Raw genomic sequence first — 21,456 nt, 5'->3', positions numbered from 1 at the left:
CGCTCACGGCTCCGGCGATCGGCGGGCGCGGCGTCCCAGCTCGCTCTCGAATTCCGACAGGAGCCCGAAGCGGCTGAGCTTGTGGTGATAGGCGAACGACCACCGCTCGTCGGTCCGCCGCGCCTCCCGCCCGCGCAACCCGTCGATGAACGTGTTGAAGCGTTCCCGCTCGGCAGCCACGAGCCGCAACGTCGTGGCGCGCACGAAGTCCGGGGGCAGGGCGCGCGCCTTCATCGCGGCGACCCCGTCCTGGACGGATCGGGGATCATCGTCGACCACCAGGGTGGTGTCCGGGTGGAAGAAGGCATCCCGCCCGCCGGTGCTGCGGGTCGACACGACCGGCAGACCCGCCAGCAGGTACTCGATGCTCGCGTACATGGCGCCTTCGACCTTCGACAGGCACAGGCCGACATGGGCCGACGCCATCGCCTCGTTCACCTGCACATGGTTCATCGGCAAGACGTTGTCCGGCGTGACCTCGTTGAGGATGACGTGACGCTGCGGCAGCGAGCGGACGAACCGGCCGAGTTGGGCCCGTCTGAGTTGCGGGGACCAGCGGCCGAACATCTTCGTCACATAGGCGCAGCTCGGGACGAGGCGCGCCAGCTCGTGCCGCTTCATGGGAGCGAGCTGGGCATTGTAGATCGCGTCATAGGATCGTTCGTGGCCGGGAAGCGGATGGTACATGCTCTCGTCGACGAACATGTTCTGAGGAGCCAAGTGCACGTCGACACCGAGCCGATGCAGGAGCCGCTCCTCCGCCGGCGTGTTGGCCATGACGATCAGGCGGGAGCGGGGATGGGCTTGCCGGAAGCGGCGGTGCTGGAACGCCAGGGAGAGGGCGAAGGTCGGCCGCTCAAGGCTCATCGTGATCGGCGTCAGGAAGACGAAGGGCTCATCCGGATAGCGGCTCGCGAAGTGATGCGCGGCTCCGAAGGGCCACGGCTGCGGCTGGCAGCAGAAGATCGGCGGATCGAGATCGAGGACATGCCCCATGATCGGCGTGGTGGGTGAGAAGGTCCGGGGGCTGCGCGCGAACAGGCCGCGCAGGCCGCTTGCCTGGCTCAGGATGGGAATGCTGAAGAGAAACGGATACTGAAGCGTTCGGAAATTCAACATGCGCTCCCCCCTGGCGCGCCTGTCTGCGGCGCCTCATTCTTATCGTGCGGTCTGATTTTCGGCTTTTCGATCGGTTCGGAAGCGGCCGGGTCTGGGGCGCTCGGAGGCGGGGCGGGGCTCTGGGAGCATGGCACGGAGGGTGCCGGTCAGGCGTGCCTCGCCGATGGCGCCCGAGCTCGGCCCGTCCGACGCGGCAGACCCCCTGCTGACCGCGCAGTCACGCTGCCCGTGCGGGTCAATGGAAAAGGCTGCTTCGGCACGTATTCGGCCCGGAAAGATTTTCGATTTCGGAGCCTTGCCACATCCGATTCGTTCCGAACACTGATTTCGATGACGGGATCTCAGCACCCTTCCCGGTGTTGCCGGCAAACAACGCAAAAGGGCGCTGAAGAAATTCCGGCCTGCTCGCTGATGAACGGGATCGATTCTGATCTACGGCCAGCATCCACCGGGGCATCCGGTCCGGTATCCCGCCGGGGCTGCAGGCGAGATACCGGGCGCCGGGCCTCGCCGGCTCGGGCATGCTCGAGCGGAGTGTTTCCGGCTCGCGTGAGGACGACGCGCTGCCTCAAGAATGTGAAGCCTTTCCCATGATCCGCAGATCATGGAGAACGATCCAGGATCCGCCCGATGCACGCCACCAAGATCCTCGCGGCGATTGCCGTCTGCGCGCTCCTGTTCTGGCTCGGCCTGCGGCTCGCGCGGCGGGCCATCGACGCCGGCATCGCGCGGGGGCGCGAGGCCGAGCGCGAGCGGGTCGGGGAGGGCGGTGAGATCTGCGGCCCGTGCGGCGCGGGGGAGCCGTCCGCGAACCCCTACCCGGGTCCCGGACCCTCCAATCCCGTGCCGTAGGCATCCGCCATGCCGGCGATTGCGGCGAGCTTGTCCGCGAAGGCCGACCAATCGTCCCGATCGGCGATCGGTGCCCAGATCGCCTCGACCTCGTCGATGAGCAGGGTGCAGGGTGCTTGGCCCGCGAAATACGGATGGGCGAGGCGGCCCGGCGAGGCGGCCTCGAGGGCTTCCAGGGCGGCGCGCACGGGCGCGAAGCTCTCGGCCCGGTAGAGGGCCGCGACCGGGCTCGCTTGCGCGCGATCCTCGCTCGCCCGTCCGCCGTACCAGTCGAAGAAGACGCGCTCGAACGGCGCCCCGCTCTCGGCGAGGAAGCGCCAGAAGGCGCCGACGAAGCGGTGGGTCGGCTCCTCGGGCGCCGGGGCGAGGCCGAAGCGGGCGAAGAGCGCCGTCGCGAAGGCATCCTGCAGGTGCGGCCCGAAGCCTTTCAGGACGGCCTCCAGCCGCGGCTGCTCGGCGAGCGGCAGCAGGCAGTCGGCGAGCCGGCTCAGGTTCCAGAACAGGGCCTCGGGCTGGCGCCCGAAGCTGTAGAGGCCGTTCGTGTCGAAATAGGCCGCCGTGAAGTCGGGGTCGAAATGCGGCAGGAAGCGCCAGGGGCCGTAATCGAAGCTCTCGCCGGTGACGTTGATGTTGTCGGTGTTGAGCACGCCGTGCACGAACCCCGCCGCCATCCATTGCGCGCCCATGCAGGCGACGCGCCGGCTCACCGCCTCGAGGAAGGCGACGGCCCGGTCGGGAAGGGCATCCTTCCAGATCTCCGGCATGTAGGTGGTGATCGTGTGGTCGAGGAGGCGGGCGAGGGTGTCGGGCTCGCCGAGTGCCAGGAAGCGCTGGAAGCTGCCGATCCGGATATGGGAGTGGCTCAGCCGCACGAGCACGCTCGATCGCGTGGGGGAGGGCTCGTCGCCCCGTTCCAGCGCCTCGCCGGTCTCGATCAGGCTGAAGGATTTCGAGGTCTCGACGCCGAGAGCCTCCAGCATTGCGGTGGCGAGCACCTCGCGCACGCCGCCCTTCAGGGTCAGGCGCCCGTCCGCCCCCCGCGACCACGGGGTCTGGCCGCTGCCCTTGGTGCCGAGATCGAGGAGGCGCCCGTCCACCAGGTCGTGGAGCTGCGCGAACAGGAAGCCGCGCCCGTCCCCGAGGTCCGGGTTGTAGGACCGGAACTGGTGGCCGTGGTAGCGCAGGGCCAGGGGCTCGGGGAAGCTGCCGGGCAGGGGTTCGAAGCGGCCGAAATGCCGGGTCCAGTCCGCGTCCGTGAGGGAGCCGAGGCCGACCCGTTCCGCCCAGGGCCGGTTGCGGTAGCGCAGGATCGCCTGCGGGAAGCGGGCGGGCTCGACGACGTCGTAGAAGGCGGGTCCCAGCTCCGCGTGGCGGCGGGAGGGGCGGGGCGCGGTCTCGGGCAATGCGGCTCTCGGATCGTCGGGCGCGCGCGGGCGCATGCTCCCTCAATGCCGGCCGGGCGCCCTCCGTTTCACGGGCGGCCTCAACCGCCGATCTGGCTGATCAGGGTGACCGCCCCGAACACGAGGACGGAGAAGACGGCGACGGCGAGAAGGATCAGCGCCGCGCGCGACTCGCGAAGTTCCGGCGACATCCCGCGCTCCCCGGTGGTTGGCGCCCGCGCTCGGCCCGGGCGGACAGGATCTCCGATTGTCTCACCCGCGCCGTGGCCTGTCGAGGCGGCTGACGATCACTGCCGCGGCGAGGTTGAGGGCGAGCGCCACGAAGCCGACGTTGATGTCCTGCACCGGCCCCGGCAGGAAGGGGAACAGGCCGGCCAGCGTCAGGCCGCCGAGGCTCGTCGCCGCCACCGCGGCGACCCCGACGAGGATGCCGGCGAGCGCCCCTCGCGCGGTGAGGGGGTTGTCCCGCATCAGGCTCGCGACCAGCGCGGGCAGGAGCTGCGTCACGAAATTGTAGCCCATCAGCAGGAGCTGCACGATCGTCTCGCCGCCATGCAGCGTCACGCCCACGCTGACGAGGGCGATGAGCGGCACCGAGAGCTTGGCGAGCCGCGCGGTTCCGGCCTCGGAGAGGCCGGGGCGCAGGGGCCGGACGAGGTTGTTGGCGACGAGCGTGCCCCCCGACATCAGGATCATCGAGCCCGGCACGAGCGCGGTGAGCACCCCGGTGGCGCCGATCACGCCGACGAACCAGGGCGGGAAGCTCTGCAGCGCCAGCTTGAACAGGGCGAGGTCGACGTCGGCGCCCGCAAGCCCCGGCACCTGCAGCACGGCCGCGAAGCCCACCATCAGCACGAACAGCAGGATGAGCTGGTAGACCGGCAGCAGCACGGCGTTGCGCCGGAAGGAGCGGGGATCGCCCGCCGTGTAGATCGAGACGAAGACGTGCGGCCACATGTAGCCGCCGAGCGCCGTGAGCAGGGTGGTCGAGGCGAACCAGGTCGGCGACTGCCCGCGCTCGGGCAGGGCGAGGAAGCCGGGCTTGGCCGCCTCGATCGCCTCGAACATCGCACCGTAGCCGCCGTAATAGTGCAGCGGCAGGTAGATGCCGAGGAAGGCGACCACGAACAGGATCATCAGGTCCTTGATGACCGCGGTCCAGGCCGAGCCGTGGACGCCGGAGACCGTGACGTAGACCGTCACCGCCGCCGCCCCGATCAGGATCGCCAGCGTCGGCGAGACCGCCCCGTAGGAGGCGGTCGAGACGATGATGCCGAGCCCTTTCAGCTGCAGGACGAGGTAGGGGACGAGGGCGACGATCCCGACGAGGGCCACCACGAGGCCGAGGCCGCGGCTCTGATACTTCGCGGCGAAGAAATCGGGCTGCGAGAACAGCCGGTGCTCCTTGGCGTAGCGCCAGATCGGCGGCAGCAGCCAGTAGGAGACGACGTAGAGGAGCGTCAGGTAGCAGAGAATGTAGTAGGCCGGCCCCCCCTTCCCGTAGGCCCAGCCCGAGCCGCCGAGGAAGGTGAAGGTGGTGTAGATCTCGCCCGCCATCAGCAGGAAGACGAGCATCGTGCCGAAGCCGCGCCCGCCCACGGTCCATTGCTCCAGGCTCATCTCGCGGCCCGAGCGGGCCCGGATGCCGAGCGCCAGAACGCCCGCGAAGGCGCAGGCGATGATGAGGAGGGCGACGCTCATTCGCCGGCTCCCTCGCCCGTCCCGTCCGCGCGGTTCTCAGGATCGCAGAGGTAGATCAGGCCCATGATGACCGAGGTCATCAGCACGCAGAAGACGAGCCAGGCCAGCAGCAGGGGCAGGCCGAGAACGAGGGGCGTGACGCGGTTGAGGAAGAAGGGCCCGCCGAGCATGCCGAGGAAGGGCAGGAGTGCCAGCCATCTGACCCATCTCATCCGCGAACGTCTCCGAGCTTGCCTGCCGGCTTCCGGCCGGCCGGCGCGAGCATGGCCGCGGGAAGGACCGCCGTAAACCGGCTGCGTCTGCGGCATCGGACGTTCAGCGGGCAGGGGCAGGCCGCGGGCCGGCTTCGGCCGGGCGGGAAGGCGCGAACGAAGAGGCCGCGGTCCCGGGGGACCGCGGCCGGCACTTTGGGCGAGGGGCGGGCTCAGACGAGCTGCCAGCCCTCCTCGATCTGCAGGGCGAGGCAGCGCTGGGCCTCCGGGCTCAGGGTGATGCCCACCGCGACCGAGGCGCGCGAGGCGCCCGCCGCCAGGGACCCCGTCCAATAGTCGAGGCCCTCGTCCTCCGCGTGGCGGCCGAGCGCGTTCTTGTAGAGGCGCTCGACGTAATCCGAGTCGGAGAGGTTCGCGTACTTGCCCGTGTACTCCGCGGAGTCGAGGAAGCACTGCGCCGCATCCGTGTCGGATAGGCCGCCCTTCATCATCCCCGTCCAGGCCTCAAGCCCCCCTGCGTCCGGCGCCCGGTCGAGGAGACCGTAGTAGAGCCGCGCCGCGTCGCCCGCGTCCCGGTCCGCCGTGAACACGCCGTGGGCGTAGGCCGGCTGCAGGTCGGCGAGGTTCTCCTCCGAGAAGGCGAAGCCGAGGACCGCCTCGGCCCGCGACATCCCGTTCCCGAGAGCCTGCAGCCAACTCGTGACGCCGCTCTCCTCGCCCTCCCGGCCCAGCGCCGTGCGGTAGAGATCCTCCACGAAGCCGCGGTCGTCGCCCTCCCCGAAATGCCCCCGGCCCTCCTCGGACCGGAGCAGGGCGTCGGCGAGGTCGCGGAGCGAGAGGCCGGAGCCGCGGGCCTCGGTCCAGTATTGCTGTCCGCTCGCGTCGCAGGCCCGGTCGAACACGGCGTCGTAGAGGGCGTAGACCTCGCCCGCGGCGCTGTGCGGATCGTGGGTCACGCTGCCGAAATGCTCGCGGTGGTGGATCAGGGTCGGGTGCTCGTCCTCCCGCCCCTCCGACTCGTGTTCATGCTCGTGCTCGTGCTCGTGCTCGTGTTCATGCTCATGCTCGGTCTCGCCGCGGACGATCGGCCGGCCGGCGCTGGAGTAGGTGACGCTGTGGCCGCCACCCGACACCGTGACGGTGCCGTTCCCGTTCTCCTCGATCTCGCAGGCGTCCGGCGCGAGGCCCGGCGCCAGCTCGATCACGTCCTGCGGGCGCAGGGTGCCGATGAGGGTGTCGTCGCCGCCGTTCGAGCGGAAGACGATCCGGTGCGATGAGGTGAGGCCGGAGATGTCGACCACGTCGTCGTCGGTGCTGCCCTCCAGGGTGATCGTGCTCGCGAGCAGGCTGGTGCCGGCGAATGTGCCGATCGGGATGAAGGTGTCGCCGCCGCCGAAACCGTTGATGACGATCTCCTCGATGTTGTCGAGTTCGGCGATGATCGCGGCGTTGTCCGTGCCGTTGCGGGTGATCACGATCTCCGTGTTGGCGTTGAGGCCGGTGATCCCGGCGGCCAGGGCCGCCGGCCGCGCGTAGATGCGGAAGGTCTCGGCCGAGGCGTCGCCGGCGATGTGGACGGTGTCGGTGCCGGCGCCGTTCTGGGCGGTCGTGTCGCCGTTCAGGACATCGCGGCCGTCGCCGACCCGCCAGAGGAGGAGGTCGCTGCCCGCGTTACCGTTGACCGTGTCGTTGCCGGTCCCGCCCACGAGGACGTCGTTGCCGGCGTTCCCGTTGAGGGTGTCGGCCCCGCCGTGACCGAGGATGATGTCGGCCCCCGCCCCGCCGCCGGGCGTGACGCCGGTATCGCCGCCGTTGACGAGCGCGTAGGTGACCCCGGCGAAGCGCAACTGCTCGATCGTGGAGAGCGTGTCGAGGCCCTCCGCTCCCGTCAGGTCCCTGACCGTGAGCTGCCCCGGAGCGCCGAGCCCGAAGCTGAAATTGCGCGCGCTGCCGCCATAGACCGCCACGTCGGTGCCGGCCCCGCCGTCGAGACGGTCGTCGCCCGCACCGCCGTTGAGGGTGTCGTTGCCTGCCCGTCCGTTCAGGAGGTCGTTGCCGCCGAAACCGTTCAGCGTGTCGTTGCTGAACAGGGCGGCATTCGCTCCATTGGCGACGTCATCACCGGCCGTTCCGTTGAACGTGGTGAGCACGAGGGGCAGTCCGGTCCAATCGTCGCCGACCACACCCGTGGGTGCCGAGAACAGCGTCTCCGAGTGGCCGTCGCCGTCCGTGAAGGTGACGCCGACGCGCAGGATGTTGCCGACCTGGCTGCCGAAGCCGAGGACGCCCTCGTTCGGCGTGAAGGTGGAGCCGGCCGCGCCCGCGCCGGTGATGGCGATCCAGGTGGCGCCGCCGTCGGCGGAGCGCTCCCAGCGATAGGAGAAGGCGCCGAGGCCGTTCTCGTCCTGGATCCCCGCCGTGCTGACGCTCAGCGGCTGCCCCTCGGTCGGCGAGACAAGGCCGTTCGTCGGGGTCGGGTCGATGATCACGGGAGCGCCGGTGGCCGGGAAGTTGACGAGTTCCCGCAGGCTGAACTCTCCGTCGGCGAAGCGCAGCCGCTCGATGTTCCAGAGCTTGTCGATGCCGTCCGAGACGAGGCCCACCGTCACGGTGTCGTGCGTGACCCGGATCGAGCCGTCGGCGTTGCGGCCGAAGCTGTAATTGGCCACGACGTCGCCGTAGACCGCGATGTCGGTGTCGCCGACTCCGTCGTCCCTGACCACCTCGCGCACGATCGAGAGCTGGCCCGGGTTGAGGGTGCGGCTCAGCATCAGCGCGTCGAGGGTGGTGCCGCCGAACTGCGCGACCGCGCCGGCCCGGACGACGCCCTGCACGACGTCGCTCTCCAGGTAGACCTTCCTGGCCATGCCGTCGGCGGTGTAGCGCGTCCCGTCCTTCTCGATGAGGATGCGGACGTTGAGCCAGCGGTCGCCGTCGATGACGTCGTTGCCGCCGCGGCCCTCGATCGTGTCGCTGCCGCCGCCGCCGAGCAGGATGTTGCCGTCGTCGAAGGCGATCTGCGCCTCGCGATCGCCCGCCGCCGGCGCGCTCACCCAGTCGCCGAGGACGCCGCGCAGGCCCGCGATCCGGTCGACGCCCGCCTGGGTCAGCTCGTGCTTGACCATGGTGTTCTCGGCCGCCGCGAGGTTCGGGTTCTCCCCGACCTCCGGCTCGGCGGCCGGGTCCGGATCGCCGCGGTTGTCGCCCTTCAGGAGATCGTTCTGGTCCCACCCCGAGAGCGCCTCCACGGTGTCGAAGCGGTCGCGCAGGATGTCCTGCTGGTCGGTGGTGAAGATCGGCCGCATCAGGTCGTCGTCGGCGCCCTGATTGTGGAACTTGTGGATCGCCCAGTCGAAGCCCCACATGCCCTCGTTGCGCATGACGGACTCGCCCTGGACCATGATGTCGTCGCCGGACTCGGCGTCGAAATCGTGCTCGTTCTCGCCCGCGAACATCACGTCGTGGCCGATGATGCTGGAGTTGAAGAACAGCTCCGAGTTGTCGCCGGCCGTGGTGTCGAAGCCGTTGCCCGCCTCGAGCCAGTCGTCGCCCTCGTTGCCGAGCAGGAAGTCCCCGCCCTCGCCGCCGAGGATGAAGTCGTTGCCGGTGCCGCCGAAGGCCTCCTTGCCGTCCGGGCCGGTGATGATGAAGTCCTGGCCCTGGTTGCCGAAGACGAGGGCCAGACCCGAGCCGGCGTGGATGACGTCGTTGCCCTCCTCGCCGTGGAACATGTCCACTTCGCCGATGTCGGTGCCGCTGTTGGTGATGATGTCGTCACCCTCGCCGCCGTGGATCTTGTCGACGCCGTAGCCCGCCTCGATCCGGTCGTTGCCCTTGCCGCCCCAGACCGAGTCGTCGCCGCCGCCGGCGATGATCGTGTCGTTGCCGTCCGTGCCCTGGATCAGGACGTGGTCGTTCGTGTTGACGCGGATGTAGCTCGCGACGGCGGTCGGGTTGTCGACCGGGTTGATCAGGTTGCCCGCCGCGTCGCGGCGCTCGACCATCGGCGAGAGCGCCTGGAGGAAGGGATCGTCCTGCTGCGGGTCGGCGTAGCCGAACCGGTTCTGCTTGGCGTGATCCATGTAGAGCGTGTGGTCCGGCGTCGAGAAGATGTCGCCGGGCAGCGCGTAGCCGGTCTCGCCGAGATCGGTGTTGTTGAGCACGATCTTGGCGAAGGAGTTGTTCTCCAGCTCGTTGAGGAAGTTCAGGCCCTGGACGCGGGACAGATAGTAGAACCGGTCCGCGTTCTGGAGGTTCTCGAGCTGCAGCTCGAAGATGAACGAGAAGGTCGAGCCCAGCATGCCGCCGAAGGCCATCTTCTTCTCGGCCATGCCGCCGACCCAGAGGTCGACGTCGTTGAGGCCGCCGAGCTTGCCGCCGGCATACTCACCACGCGCGTTGAGGAAGGCGGCACGATCGGCATCGAACGCCACTTTCGCAGGGCCTGTCAGCGTCTCGTCGCCGAAGACGAGCTTCATGGCCGCGTCGCGCTTCTCCTCGGCCGTCTTCTCGCGGGTGTCGTTCGGGTCCGCGGTCGCCGTGTTCGCCACCCGGCCGGTGATCGAGCCGTGCGTGCCGTAGGCCGCGATGAAGTTCACGATCGAGGCCGGGTTCTTGAGATTCAGCGCGAAGTCGGTCCAGCTCGTGTAGGGGTCGAGCTGGCTGTCGCCGTTTGCGGCGTCCCGGAATTGCGCGCGGGCGATGTTGAGCGGCGGGATGCCGGTGTCGCGGCCGCGGGCGAGGTTGAGGGCGGCGAGGTCCAGGGGGATGCCGACGAGCTGGTTGCGCAGCACGTGGGTGACGAACTCGTCGATCTCGTTGCCGATCTGGCTCGTCATGCCGCGCACGATGGCGCCGGCCGCGACCTCGTGGTCGATCGTGTCCGAGCCGAACGCCAACGGGTTCAGGAAGGCGTCGAACAGCTTCATCGGATCCTTGACGCCGTTGACGTCGATCTGATCGACGGTCTCGCGCAGCATCGAGTGGCCGAACCGGTACACGACGTGGGCGAACTCGGCGAAGATCGCCGGGTTGATGTCGATCGACGGGTTGAACACGAAGGCGTCGACGTCGGGCTGGACCTTGCGGGCGAACTCCTCGAACACGAGGTGCTGGTACTGCATCTCGGTGGTGAAGCGCGCCGCCTGGAACAGGCGCTCGCCGTCCCATTGCAGGGCGTCGATGGCGCCCTGGGAGGTCGGGAAGGCGCTCCCCGTCGGCAGGTCGACCCGCAGCCACTCGTTGAGGAAGGCGAGGTCGCCCGAGGCGAGCGCCAGCGTCTTGACCTGCTCGACCATGTGGTTGTGTTCCGAGTGGAACACGTGGTGGACGGCCGAGAGGCCGATATTCTCGTTCCCGCGCCCGTCGCCCGTGATGTAGTGGGCGTCGAGGAGCTCGTCGTCGTAGGAGGTCTGGTTGCCGCGGGTGTCGAAGCCGCCCGCGTAGCCGACCGCGCTGTCGGCGTCCTTCTGGAGCACACCGGCCAGCGAGAGCACCGGCACGGCGGCGTGCGCGATGTCGTCGAGGAAGGCGTGGCCGGTCCGGACCGAGCCTGCGGTCGAGATCGGGGTGGTGAGGTTGCCCTCCTCGAAGGCGTCGTCGCCGCCGCCGAACTTCCCGTCGGAGCCGAGGCTGCGCACGATCTGCGGCAGGCCGTTGGCGCCGCGCACGAACTCGCCGTAGGCGTCCATCTTGAAGAGCGGGATGTTCCCGATGTCGGCGTCGGTGAGCTCGATGCCGAGCATGGTGCGAGCCTGCTCCTTCACGTCCGCCCAGGTGGCGAGGCCGCGTTCGCCCTGCAGCAGCTTGCCGGTGGCCAGCGGCTTGCCGTCGACCATGGCGTACTCGCGCAGGAAGAGCTGGTGCGAGGCGCTCGACGTGTAGGTCTGGTTCTGGTCGACCCAGGGCGTCGTCAGGTTCTCGGCCCCCTCCGGCGCGCGGGTGAGGACCATGAAGTTCGTGGGCGAGCCGGGCTTGTAGAGCGGGTCGTCGGGCTGCAGCGGGATGTAGATCGTGCCGTTGCCGCCCTTGGTCACGAGGTCAAGGCCGTGATCGAAGAACTGGCCGAACAGCGTGAACCAGCTGTTGTAGGGGGCTGACAGGCCCTCGTCCGGCGAGACGTTCGGGATGACGACGGACTGGCCCTCCATCGTGATGGCGTGGTCCGCCAGCAGATCCGCGAGCGCGGCCTCCGCGGCGTCGGCCTCCTCCTTGGCCGTGTCGCGGGCCTCCTGCGCCTGTGCAAGGGCCTGCTGGGCCGCCAGGAGGCTTCCGGCGGTCTGTGAGGCGAGCGCCGCCGCGTCCGCGGCAAGCCCCGCGGAGGTGGCGGCCGCGGTTCCGAGCGGGGCGGCCGTAGCGAGCGCCGCGTCGCGGTCCGATCGCGCCGTGGAGACGGCGTCCAAGGCGGCCTGGATCTCCGCGGACTGATCCGCATCGTCGATGGCGTCGTTGCGCAGCTCCTCGACCGCTCTGCTCGCCGCGATCACTGCCTGTTCGGCCGCAGTGACGACGAGAAGCGCGGCGTCGTGGGCCGCCTTGTCCGCGCCGGCAACCGCCTGAGCCGCGGTGAGGGCGGACTGGGTGGCGTCGTTGGCCTGCTGCGCGGTCGCGAGCGTCGCCTGAAGGGCGGAAATCGGCTGACCCGCCGAGGTGGCCTCCGCGTTTGCCCCGTCGAGGGCCGCCTTCGCCGCGACGATCGCGGTGAGCGCCGTATTGAGGGCGGCGCCCGAGTAGCCCGAATGGATCAGCGCCGCGTAGATGGCGGCCGGGTTGTTCAGCGTCTGGTCGACGATGAGGTTCGAGATGATGCGAGGATCGGCGTCGACCAGGGTGCCGCCGCCGAGGCCGCGGGTGGGGGGCGAGGGCAGGCCCATCTCGCCGTAATTGCCGTCGGTGAGGACGGCGCCGGGCCCGAAGGTGAGGCTGTCGTCGGTCTCGTTGCGCCAGTAGGGATCGGTGATCCGCGGGAACGGGTTGTCGGCCGCGCCCCACTGGTCGCGGCCCGCGATCAGGTTGTTGTAGCTGCCGTCGACCGTGCGCAGGCCGTAGGGCGCGAGCGGGTGGCTGATGGCGAGAGCGGCTTCGGGCGCCGTCGAGGCGACGACGTTGCCGTTCGCGTCCACGTAGATCTGCGTGAGCGCCTTCGCCTGCGTGCCGGAATGCGCCTCCGAATTCGCCTCGGCGATCTTGATCTGCCGCAGGATGAATTCGAGGTCGTGCCTGACCAGAGCAACCATAACAGCCTCCCAGAAGGATGTCCGGGCGGCACGACAGGGCAGGGCACGCGCGCGGGTTGCACGCATGTCTCGCTGACGTGACAGCTGACGGACAGAATTCGCCGGTGTTTCGGCCTGATGATGCTGTTAAAGAACTTTTAACCTGCCGAACAGACACAAATTGTACTTAAGACGACAACTCTATTAATAACTAGATCGTGGAGTTAGTACGAGATTTTCTAACATTTTTCTGGATTATCTGGCCTGCCGGAACGTCGAATGCTCAAGGCCTGCTATGCGCCCTCGTGCGGGAGGGGCATGGGGCCGTCGTGGAGCAGGGCAGGGGCTCGGGTTGAGGCTGGCAGGAACAGCGGCCCGCGAGCGGGGCGACGCTCGGCCCATCGTCCCGGGACGAGGGAAGGCGCGTCGCCGGGGCACGCGCTTGCGCCCCTCAAGGCCGAGGTTGCGGCACGAAGCCGGCCTTGGCCGGCCTCACGCCCGGAAGGCGATGAACTGCGCGGACGACCAGACCCGGCTGCCATCCCTCTGCCGGCCTGAGAAGTAGACCGGTCGGAAGCCGAAATCCGCGTTGCCGGGCTCGACCACGAGCGAGCCCGCCGCGTCGCGGGGCAGCGGCTGGCCGGTGAGGCGTTCGAGCGCCAGGAACAGCCCGGCGCCGCCGAGCTCCGTCCGAAGGCTGCCCCGCTCCAGAAGCTCCCGCCCCGTGCACTCCCAGCGGAAGGCCGGCGCGTGGACGAAGGGGGCGGGGCGGCGCGGGTCGCCGACCTTCACGAAGCCGCCGATCGTGCCCTCCACGAGGACGCGGCACTCGGAGAGATCGCCGATGTCGATCTCGATCGCGTCGCTGTCCCCGTAGGTGTCGGAGCGGAACGCGATGTCGGTGGGCCCCGCGCGCCATGCCGTCTCCTCGGCGTGCTCGAAGCCCTGCGCCTGCACGCGGCGGATCGTGCCGTTGAGGATGCTGATACGCCCCTCCCAGCTCGCCCAGCGGTAGCGGTCGCGGATGCGCGCGCCGCCCCAGCGCAGGCGGACGAGGCGCTTCGAGAACCCGAGTTCCGCGTGCAGGTCGCGCCGCCAGATCTCGCCGGTATGGTCGTAGGCCGCCAGCTCCTCCCAGCCCGCATCCCCGAGGAAGCGGTAATCGAGGCGCGCCGGCCCCTCATGGGTGAAGGCATCGCCCTGGCGGTGCTGGCCGCACCGCACCAGCAGGGCGCTGCGCTCGCCGGTCGTCGCGAAGGTGTGGCGGGCGCGCAGCGCGCGCCCGACCGTGCGGCGGTCGAGCCCGTCGGCCAGGATGCCGGTCAGGCCGCCGCGCACGCCGAAGACCTGGACGCCGGGCACGCCCCCGCCGGGACGCCCGCGATGCTCGTCGCCGTTGGCGCAGACGCCGAGCCGGTAGCCGCGCGCGATGACGTCCCGGTACAGCCAGTCGAAATGCCCCCAGGCCGACGCGATCTCGACGAGGCGCTCGAGCTCCGGGTGGTGCCAGTCCGGGATGTAGCGGCGCCCGCCGACATGCGGGATGACGAGGTGGTTCTCCGGATCGTCCGCGTAGGCGGCCCAGAGATCCTCGACCGGCCAGCGCCCGACCTCGACCCCCGTCCCCTGCATGCTCTCGTTCCAGAGGAAGGTCCGGTTGTGCTCGCCCTTCGCGTTGAAGGGGAAGCCCGGCGGCCCGTCGCCGAGGAACAGCACCTGATGGTCGCCGCCCGCGGTCGAGCTGCCGCACCATTCCTGCACCGCGTAGGCCACGAAGCGTCCGGGCGCGTCGAAATCCTTCACCACCCCGACGCCCTGCTGCCAAGCGGCATCGGTGATCTGGAAATCGTTCGCCGTGTAGCCGTAGACGTCGATTCCGGCGACGTCGCGGGCATAGGCGGCGTTGTAGGCCGGGCTGTTGGTGCCGACCGTGTCGTGGGCGTGGACGTGGAGGTCGCCGTAGAGCGCGCGGGGGACCGGTGCGTCGGCGAGCCCCGTGACGAAGGCCTCGGCCTGTGCCACGTCGCGGGCGCCCGGCCGCGCCACGACGAGACGCATCTCGCCCGAGACGGGCGGCAGATCCTCGACCCGCAGGCGCGCCCAGCCCTCCGCCGGCAGGGCGTGGCTGCGCCCGTAGACCGGCCGCCCCTCGATCTCGGCCGAGATCTCCAGGCTGCCGCCCTGGTCGCGCGCCACGTTGCCCCAGCGGTCGAGGAGGGCGATCGTCGCGGGCGCCGAGGCCGCGCCGGCCGCGCCGGCCGCGACGAAGCGCGGGGCGGCGATCTGCACGCGCTCAGGCGGCCCGGCGACGATGCGCAGCACCGGATCGTCCGGCACCGCCACGTAGCGCGAGGTACCCAGCGGATCGACATAGCAGCGGAAGCGGAAGCTGTCCTCCACGAAGGTCTGGACGCGGGTGCCGGGTCCCCCGGCCCGCCGGTCGCCGAGGCGGATGACGATGCGGTCGCCGGCATTGAGGTAGCCGTCGACGATGTCGACGATGACGGCCTTCTGGAACGGTCGCTCGTGCCCCTTCTGATCGAATCGCACGCTGAGCGACTGGACCGTCGCGGGCGACTGGCCGGGAAGGAGCGGGCCAGCCTCGTACTCCGCGCTGACGTAGTTCGCGCCCTGCGGGTCGACCGTCTGGAACAGGGCCTAGTCCGAGTAGAACTTGAACGTCGCCTTGAAGGTGGCCCCGTCCGCGATCCCGCAGCCGCCGACCTCGTAGGTCAGCACCACCTCGTGCCAGCTTCCGGCGATCACCGTGTCGAGGTTGCAGCGGACCGTGCCGAGGAAGGGCCGCGCCTTGATCGCCGCGTAGAGCCCGGCGGGTGCGACGTGCGGGCCCAGCCGCTTCCGGCGTTCGGTCTCGTCCTGCGTCACGGCCCCTCCCGGTCAGGCAGCGTTGTCCGGCAGTCTTGCGGACTCGCTATAGCGTCTTGAGCGCCGAATGTCTTGCGCGCCGGAATGAGTTGTACATAATGCAAGTAGATCTGAAAAGATCTTATGTCACCACTCCAAAATAAAGAACAAGCATGTCTTCGCGATCGATTCGGTGGGCAATTCTTCTCCTGGGCATCTTCGAGCTGTCCGCCGCGCGGGCCGAGGGAGTGCGGGTGCGGATCGGGGCGATCCCCGTCCTCGGCGCCGCGCCGCTGTTCGTGGCCGAGCGGGAGGGCTGGCTCGGCGCCGGCGGCCTCCAGCCGAGCATCGCTCTGTTCGATTCGGGGCCGAACGCGGTCCAGGCTCGCCGCGAGCGGCACCGTGGACGTCGACGTCGCCGGGATCACGCCCGTCGCGATCGGCCGCGGTCGCGGCGTCGACCTGAGGGTCGTCGCGGCAACGGCCGTCGGCGAGAACGTGCTCGTGGCCGGACCGGCCCTCGCGAAGCTCCTGGCGGACGGTACGGCACCCGCCGCGGCGTTCCGGCGCTTCCGCGAATCCGCGGGCCGCCCGGCGAAGATCGCGACCCAACCCCTCGGCTCGATCCCGCACACGAATCTCAGCTACTGGCTGCGCGAGGTCGGGAAAGTCGACCCGGCCGACGTCCAGATCGTCACCCTCGGGATCGAGGCGGCGCAGCAGGCGATCCTGGCCGGGGGCGTAGACGCCGCGACGGTGCGCGAGCCGGGCCTGACGATCATCCGCGAGCGCAACCCCGAGATCCGCCTGATCGCCGGCGGCAACGACCTGTTCCCGGGCCAGCCCGGCACCGTCGTCGCGGTGCGGGGCGCTTTCCTGGCGCAGAACCCGGCGGCCGTGCGCGGCCTCGTCACCGCGATCGCGCGGGCCGTGGACCTCATCAAGCGCGAGCCGGAGCGCGCCCTGCCGGCGGTCGAGAGCGCGCTCGGCAAGGGCATCGTCGGCGCCGCGACCCTGCGCTCCGCGCTCGCCTCGCCCGCCACGCAATACGTCGCCGATCCCCGCACGATCGCGGACGCGACGCGCGCCATGCTGGCCTTCCAGGCGACCCTCGGCCTCACCGAGACGGCACCCTCCACCGAGGGGCTGTTCGACACGCGCTTCTTCGAGACGCCGCAGGCCGAAGCCGGCGCGCGCTAGGAGGGCGGCCCGATGCGAACCGAGAACCGCCGCGCCTTCCTGCGGCTCGCCGGTGGCACCCTTGCCGGAGCGGGTGCCACCGGAGCGATCGCCCGGGGCGACGAGCCCCTCGACGTGCCGGACTGGACCCGCAGGCAGGGCGCCACGGCCGCGGCCTACGGGCGGCCTGCTCCGGGCGAGGCGCTCGCGCGCTACGCCCGCACGCCGCCGGCCTTCCCGGGCGCCGTTGCCACGGTGACGCCGCTGCAGGGCCTGCACGGAGTGATCACGCCGAACGGGCTGCACTACGAGCGTCACCATGCCGGCATCCCGGCGATCGACCCGGACCGCCACCGCCTCGTCGTGCATGGCCTCGTGGAGAGGCCGCTCGTCCTCACGATGGACGACCTGCTGCGCTTGCCCGCCGTGACGCGCCTGCACTTCCTCGAATGTTCCGGCAACACCCCCTGGCTCGGCGCGAAGCCCGACTGGACCGTCCAGGACAGCCACGGCCTCCTCTCCTGCGCCGAGTGGACGGGCGTGGAGCTCGCGACCCTGCTGGCCGAGGTCGGCGTGAAGCCGCATGCTTCCTGGATCCTGGCCGAGGGCGCGGATGCCTGCGCGATGAGCCGCAGCATTCCCCTCGACGCGGCGCTCGACGGCGCGATCCTCGCCTATGCCCAGAACGGCGAGCGCCTGCGGCCGGAGCAGGGCTACCCGCTGCGGCTGTTCCTGCCGGGTCTCGAGGGGAACTTGAGCATCAAGTGGCTGCGCCGCCTGAAGGTGGGCGACCGGCCGTTCCAGACCCGCGAGGAGACCTCGAAATACACCGACCTGATGCCGGACGGCAGCGCGCGCCAGTTCACCTTCGTGATGGAGGCGAAATCCGTCATCACCGCGCCTTCCGGCGGGCAGCGCCTCCGCGAGCCCGGCCTTCACGAGATCCGCGGCCTCGCCTGGACGGGCCGCGGGCGGATCGCGGGCGTCGACGTCTCGACGGACGGGGGCGCCTCCTGGCGGGCCGCCGTCCTGGAGGGGCCGGTGCTGGCGCGCTGCCTCACCCGTTTCCGCCTGCCCTGGCGCTGGGACGGGGGCCCGGCGAGGCTCCTCAGCCGCGCCCGGGACGAGACCGGCTACGTGCAGCCCGCCCGAGAGGTGCTCGTCGCCGTCCGGGGAACCCGCTCCTACTACCACAACAACGCGGTCTTCGGCTGGAGCGTCGCGGCGGGCGGAGCGGTGACCCATGCGGCCTGATCGCGCCCTGCCCGCCCTCCTGAGTCTCGCCCTTTCCCTGCCCTGCCCGGCCGCCGCGGAGCCCGCCGGCGCGTTCGGCCTCGGCCGCCCGGCGACGCCGGAGGTCATCGCAGCCTGGGACATCGACGCGCGCGCCGACGGGCAGGGCCTGCCCCCCGGCCGCGGCAGCGTGCGCGAGGGGGCGGCGGTCTTCTCCGAGCGTTGCGCCGGCTGCCACGGCGGCCGCGGCGAGGGTGCCGCCGCCGAGGCGCTCGCGGGCGGGCGGGGCAGTCTCGCCACTGCGAAGCCCGTCCGCACCGTCGGCAGCTTCTGGCCCTACGCCACCACCCTGTTCGACTACGTGCGCCGCGCGATGCCCTTCGACGCGCCGCAATCGCTCAGCCCCGACGAGACCTACGCCGTGAGCGCCTACGTGCTGCACCTCAACGGCCTCCTGCCCGAGGAGGCGAGCCTCGACGCGGGCAGCCTGCCGAAGGTCCTCATGCCGAACCGCGACGGCTTCACCGCCGATCCCCGCCCGGACGTCCCGGCGGGCCGCTGATCCTTCTCCCCTGCGAGCCTTGAGACCCATGCCGACGACACAGACCCCGCGCGGCGCCAGCGCGAGCCCGGACAGCGTCGATTCGGTGCTGCCCGCTACGCGCCTCCTGGCGCTCGGCCTTCAGCACGTGCTCGTGATGTACGCCCACGCGATCGCCGTGCCCCTGATCATCGGGGCCGCGCTCAAGTTGCCGAAGGACCAGATCGCGCTCCTCATCAACGCGGACCTGTTCGCCTGCGGCATCGCCACCCTGATCCAGACGGTCGGAATCGGCCCCTTCGGCATCCGCCTGCCGGTCATCATGGGCGTCACCGCGGTGGCGATCCAGCCGATGCTCGCCATGGCGGCGATGCCGGGCGTCGGTCTGACCGGGATCTACGGCGCGGTGATCGTTGGCGGCGTCTACGGTCTCCTCGTCGTGCCCCTCGTCGGCCGCGTCATGCGGTTCTTCCCGCCCGTGGTGACGGGCACGATCCTGACGATGATCGGGATCGCGCTCACCCGCGTCGCGGTCGGCTGGGCGGGCGGCGGCGCGGGCAGCCCCGAATTCGGGGCGCCCGGGACCGTCGCGCTGGCGGCCGCGGTGCTCGCCGCGATCCTGCTGCTCGCCCGCTTCGGCCCGGGCTTCGTCGCCCGCATCGCGGTGCTCCTCGGGATCGGGCTCGGCTACGGCCTCACCCTGGCGCTCGGCTGGACGGACTTCTCCGGCCTCGGCGACGAGCCCTGGCTGCGGATCGTGCCGCCGCTGCAATTCGGGCTGCCGACCTTCCACCTCGTCCCCTGCCTGATCATGTGCCTCGTGATGACGATCGTGTTCATCGAGGCCACCGGCATGTTCTTGGCGCTCGGGGTGATGACCGGCCGCCGGGTCGGGACCGAGGACATCCGCCGGGGGCTGCGCGCCGACGCCCTCGGCACGCTGATCGGGGGCGTGTTCAACACCTTCCCCTATCTGTCCTACTCGCAGAATGTCGGGCTCGTCGGCCTCACGGGCGTGCACAGCCGCTGGGTCTGCGCCGCGGCCGGAGGGATCATGTTGCTCCTCGGCCTTCTCCCGAAGATCGCCTACGTGGCGGCCTCGATCCCGCAGCCGGTGCTCGGGGGCGCGGCCCTCGTCATGTTCGGGATGGTGGCGGCGACCGGGATCCGCATCCTGGCGCAGGTCGATTACGCCCGCCCCGGCAGCCGCGACGCCCTCGTCATCGCGGTCTCCCTCGGGATCGGCCTGATCCCGATCGTGCAGCCGACCTTCTTCCGGGCTGTGCCGGATGCCCTGCAGCCGATCGTGAAGGACCCGATCCTCATCACCGCGATCGCGGCGATCATCCTCAACGCGCTGCTCGGCGAGACTGCCGATCAGCCGGAATCGGCAAGATCCGGCAAGGGAATAGGCTCGCCGGACCCGGTGATCGCGTCCTCCAGCAGCGCGAGCCGGTCCTGACCCCAGAACGGCTCGCCCCGGAAAACGTAGAACGGGGCTCCGAAGACCTGCCGGGCGATCGCCTCGCGGGTCAGCGCGGCCTCGCGGGTCCGGAGCCCCGGCTCCCCGGCGCGGGCGAGAAGCCGGTCCCCGTCGAGCCCGGCAGCGTCGGCGAGGTGCGCGATCGTGGCCGCGTCGGAGATGTCGAGTTCGTCCGCCCAGACCGCCTTCAGGCCGGCATGAACGAAATCGGCGACCGCGCTCCCCTCCTCGATCGCGGCGAGCAGCACGCGGTGGGCGAGCGCCGGATCGGCAGGATAGTGGCGCGGGTGCAGCACGAGGGGGATGTTCCGGATGCGCCGCCAGCGCTGCATCTCGACGAGTCGGTAGGCTTGGCGCTGGAGGGGCCGCTCCTTGACGGGCTTGCCGCCGCCCGCCGCGAAGACGGCGAGGAGGTCCACCGGCTTGTAGACGATGGACGCCCCCGTCCGCTCGGCGAGCGCCCGGAATTCCAGGCTCCCGACATAGGACCAGAGCGAGAGGAAGCTGACATAATACTCGACCTCGGGAGCTGGATCGGACGCGCTCATGCGGTTGAACCCTTGCGGCCGTCGCGTCATCAGGCCCCGCGCGCGAGCTCGGTCGTGATGTGCTTCACGGATGGGGTGACGATCGCGACGAACTGCGCCTCGCGCAAGCGCCGGAACGGCTCGGAGCCTTCCAGGTAGCCGCGCGCGCCGAACTGGAGCATGGCGGCCTGGGCCGCCTCCAACGCCAGAAAGGACACGTCGAGGCGCAGGCGCAAGGTCTCGAGGAAGGCGGCGCGGTCCGTCGCCGCGTGGGCCCGCGCGGCCGCGGCGACCCGTTCGCGCAGGGCTGCGGCCCGCGCCTCGATTCCCTCCGGCCCGAGAGGCAGGAACTGCGCCTTCCCGCGCCCGGCCGCGTCGCTGCGCATCAGCGCGGCGGCGCCGCGGGCGAGCCCGAGGCCCATGCCGGCCTGGAGCAGCACGAATCCGTTACGGATACGCGGCACGAAGGCGCCCGCATCGTGCGCGATCACCTCCGCATCGGGGAGGTACGCGTCGCGCATCATCACCGTGTAGGTGCCGGTGCCTTCGAGCGCCACGAAGCGGGCGTTGGCCGCGATCGACACCCCGGCCTCCCCAGCCACGAACAGGCCCATGACGCGCCGCCCCTCCGGCAGGGAGAAGATGCCGGCGAAGCGGTGGCCAGGACCGAGATTCGAGACCCAGGGCAGGCGCCCGCGCACCCGGTAGCCCGCGCCCTCGCGCACGCCCTGCAGCGCCAGCGGCTCGATGCCGGACAGGGCCTTCATCGGGTTCGACAGACCGGTCCCGCCGAGGTGTTCGCCCGATGCCGCCGCGGCGAGATGGCGGCGCGCGCCCGGCTCGTCCGATCGCGCGAGGTACCAGACCAGCGCGTCCTGGCACCACAGGCAGAAGGCGGTGGAGAGGCAGGACTCCCCCGCCTCGGCCATCGCGTCGACGGCGGCGAGGAGCCCCTCCGGCCCGCCATCGACGTGATGGGCGCAGGCCCCGGCGGCGGCGAGGGCGCGCAGGACGGCCTCAGGATACGCGCCCGCGTCGATGGCGCCGACCTGGGGCCTGAGATCCTCGCGCACGATGTCCGCGACGATGCGCGGCGCATCCCGGAGCGGGAGGGCGGTCGCGGCCAT

Annotated in this window: 11 protein-coding genes and 2 pseudogenes; 5 read left to right on the top strand and 8 right to left on the bottom strand. The window is 70.6% G+C overall.

The window, feature by feature from the left end; genetic code table 11:
* Positions 1 to 3: 3 nt before the first annotated feature.
* Entirely contained in the window at positions 4 to 1,119 is a 1,116-nt protein-coding gene (locus tag J2X36_RS18350) for a glycosyltransferase (protein WP_132254952.1), read from the bottom strand.
* A gap of 630 nt (positions 1,120 to 1,749) precedes the next feature.
* Between J2X36_RS18350 and J2X36_RS18345 the strand changes: the two genes are divergently transcribed.
* Positions 1,750 to 1,971, top strand: coding sequence for a hypothetical protein (locus tag J2X36_RS18345; RefSeq protein WP_310352405.1), 222 nt, complete (start codon positions 1,750 to 1,752; stop codon positions 1,969 to 1,971).
* On the opposite strand, the gene J2X36_RS18340 is transcribed toward J2X36_RS18345, so the two are convergent.
* The 5 genes and pseudogenes from J2X36_RS18340 to J2X36_RS18320 form a co-directional block, all read right to left on the bottom strand.
* Complete coding sequence (locus J2X36_RS18340) at positions 1,935 to 3,410, bottom strand: protein adenylyltransferase SelO family protein (RefSeq protein ID WP_310352403.1); 1,476 nt, start codon at positions 3,408 to 3,410, stop codon at positions 1,935 to 1,937. The genes J2X36_RS18345 and J2X36_RS18340 overlap by 37 nt on opposite strands.
* Positions 3,411 to 3,626: 216 nt before the next feature.
* Positions 3,627 to 5,075, bottom strand: a complete 1,449-nt coding sequence (locus tag J2X36_RS18335; protein WP_310352401.1) for a sodium:solute symporter — start codon at positions 5,073 to 5,075, stop codon at positions 3,627 to 3,629.
* Complete coding sequence (locus J2X36_RS18330; RefSeq protein ID WP_132254956.1) at positions 5,072 to 5,287, bottom strand: DUF3311 domain-containing protein; 216 nt, start codon at positions 5,285 to 5,287, stop codon at positions 5,072 to 5,074. The genes J2X36_RS18335 and J2X36_RS18330 overlap by 4 nt, the downstream gene beginning before the upstream one ends.
* Before the next feature lie 212 nt (positions 5,288 to 5,499).
* The gene (locus tag J2X36_RS18325; protein WP_310352398.1) at positions 5,500 to 12,522 is read right to left on the bottom strand and encodes a peroxidase family protein; all 7,023 of its coding nucleotides are present in this window, start codon (positions 12,520 to 12,522) and stop codon (positions 5,500 to 5,502) included.
* 471 nt (positions 12,523 to 12,993) lie between these two features.
* A pseudogene (locus tag J2X36_RS18320) lies at positions 12,994 to 15,387 on the bottom strand (hypothetical protein).
* 152 nt (positions 15,388 to 15,539) lie between these two features.
* Here J2X36_RS18320 and J2X36_RS18310 point away from each other — a divergent pair.
* The 4 genes and pseudogenes from J2X36_RS18310 (at position 15,540) to J2X36_RS18295 (ending at position 19,781) form a co-directional block, all read left to right on the top strand.
* Positions 15,540 to 16,566: pseudogene (locus J2X36_RS18310) on the top strand (ABC transporter substrate-binding protein).
* Between the two features lie 12 nt (positions 16,567 to 16,578).
* Entirely contained in the window at positions 16,579 to 17,799 is a 1,221-nt protein-coding gene (soxC, locus tag J2X36_RS18305; RefSeq protein WP_132254960.1) for a sulfite dehydrogenase, read from the top strand.
* Entirely contained in the window at positions 17,789 to 18,340 is a 552-nt protein-coding gene (locus J2X36_RS18300) for a c-type cytochrome (protein WP_310352387.1), read from the top strand. Before soxC ends, J2X36_RS18300 begins: the two co-directional genes overlap by 11 nt.
* A 28-nt stretch (positions 18,341 to 18,368) precedes the next feature.
* On the top strand, positions 18,369 to 19,781 hold the full coding sequence (locus tag J2X36_RS18295) for a nucleobase:cation symporter-2 family protein (protein WP_310352385.1): 1,413 nt from the start codon (positions 18,369 to 18,371) through the stop codon (positions 19,779 to 19,781).
* Here the strand turns inward: J2X36_RS18295 and J2X36_RS18290 are convergent.
* On the bottom strand, positions 19,697 to 20,350 hold the full coding sequence (locus J2X36_RS18290) for a 2-hydroxychromene-2-carboxylate isomerase (protein ID WP_310352382.1): 654 nt from the start codon (positions 20,348 to 20,350) through the stop codon (positions 19,697 to 19,699). The two genes, J2X36_RS18295 and J2X36_RS18290, sit on opposite strands and share 85 nt — an antisense overlap.
* 29 nt (positions 20,351 to 20,379) lie before the next feature.
* The gene (locus J2X36_RS18285; protein WP_310352380.1) at positions 20,380 to 21,456 is read right to left on the bottom strand and encodes an acyl-CoA dehydrogenase family protein; all 1,077 of its coding nucleotides are present in this window, start codon (positions 21,454 to 21,456) and stop codon (positions 20,380 to 20,382) included.

This window comes from Methylobacterium sp. BE186, from assembly GCF_031457035.1.
GTDB classification, from domain to species: domain Bacteria; phylum Pseudomonadota; class Alphaproteobacteria; order Rhizobiales; family Beijerinckiaceae; genus Methylobacterium; species Methylobacterium segetis.
This window is presented reverse-complemented; position numbering and strand designations above follow the sequence as displayed.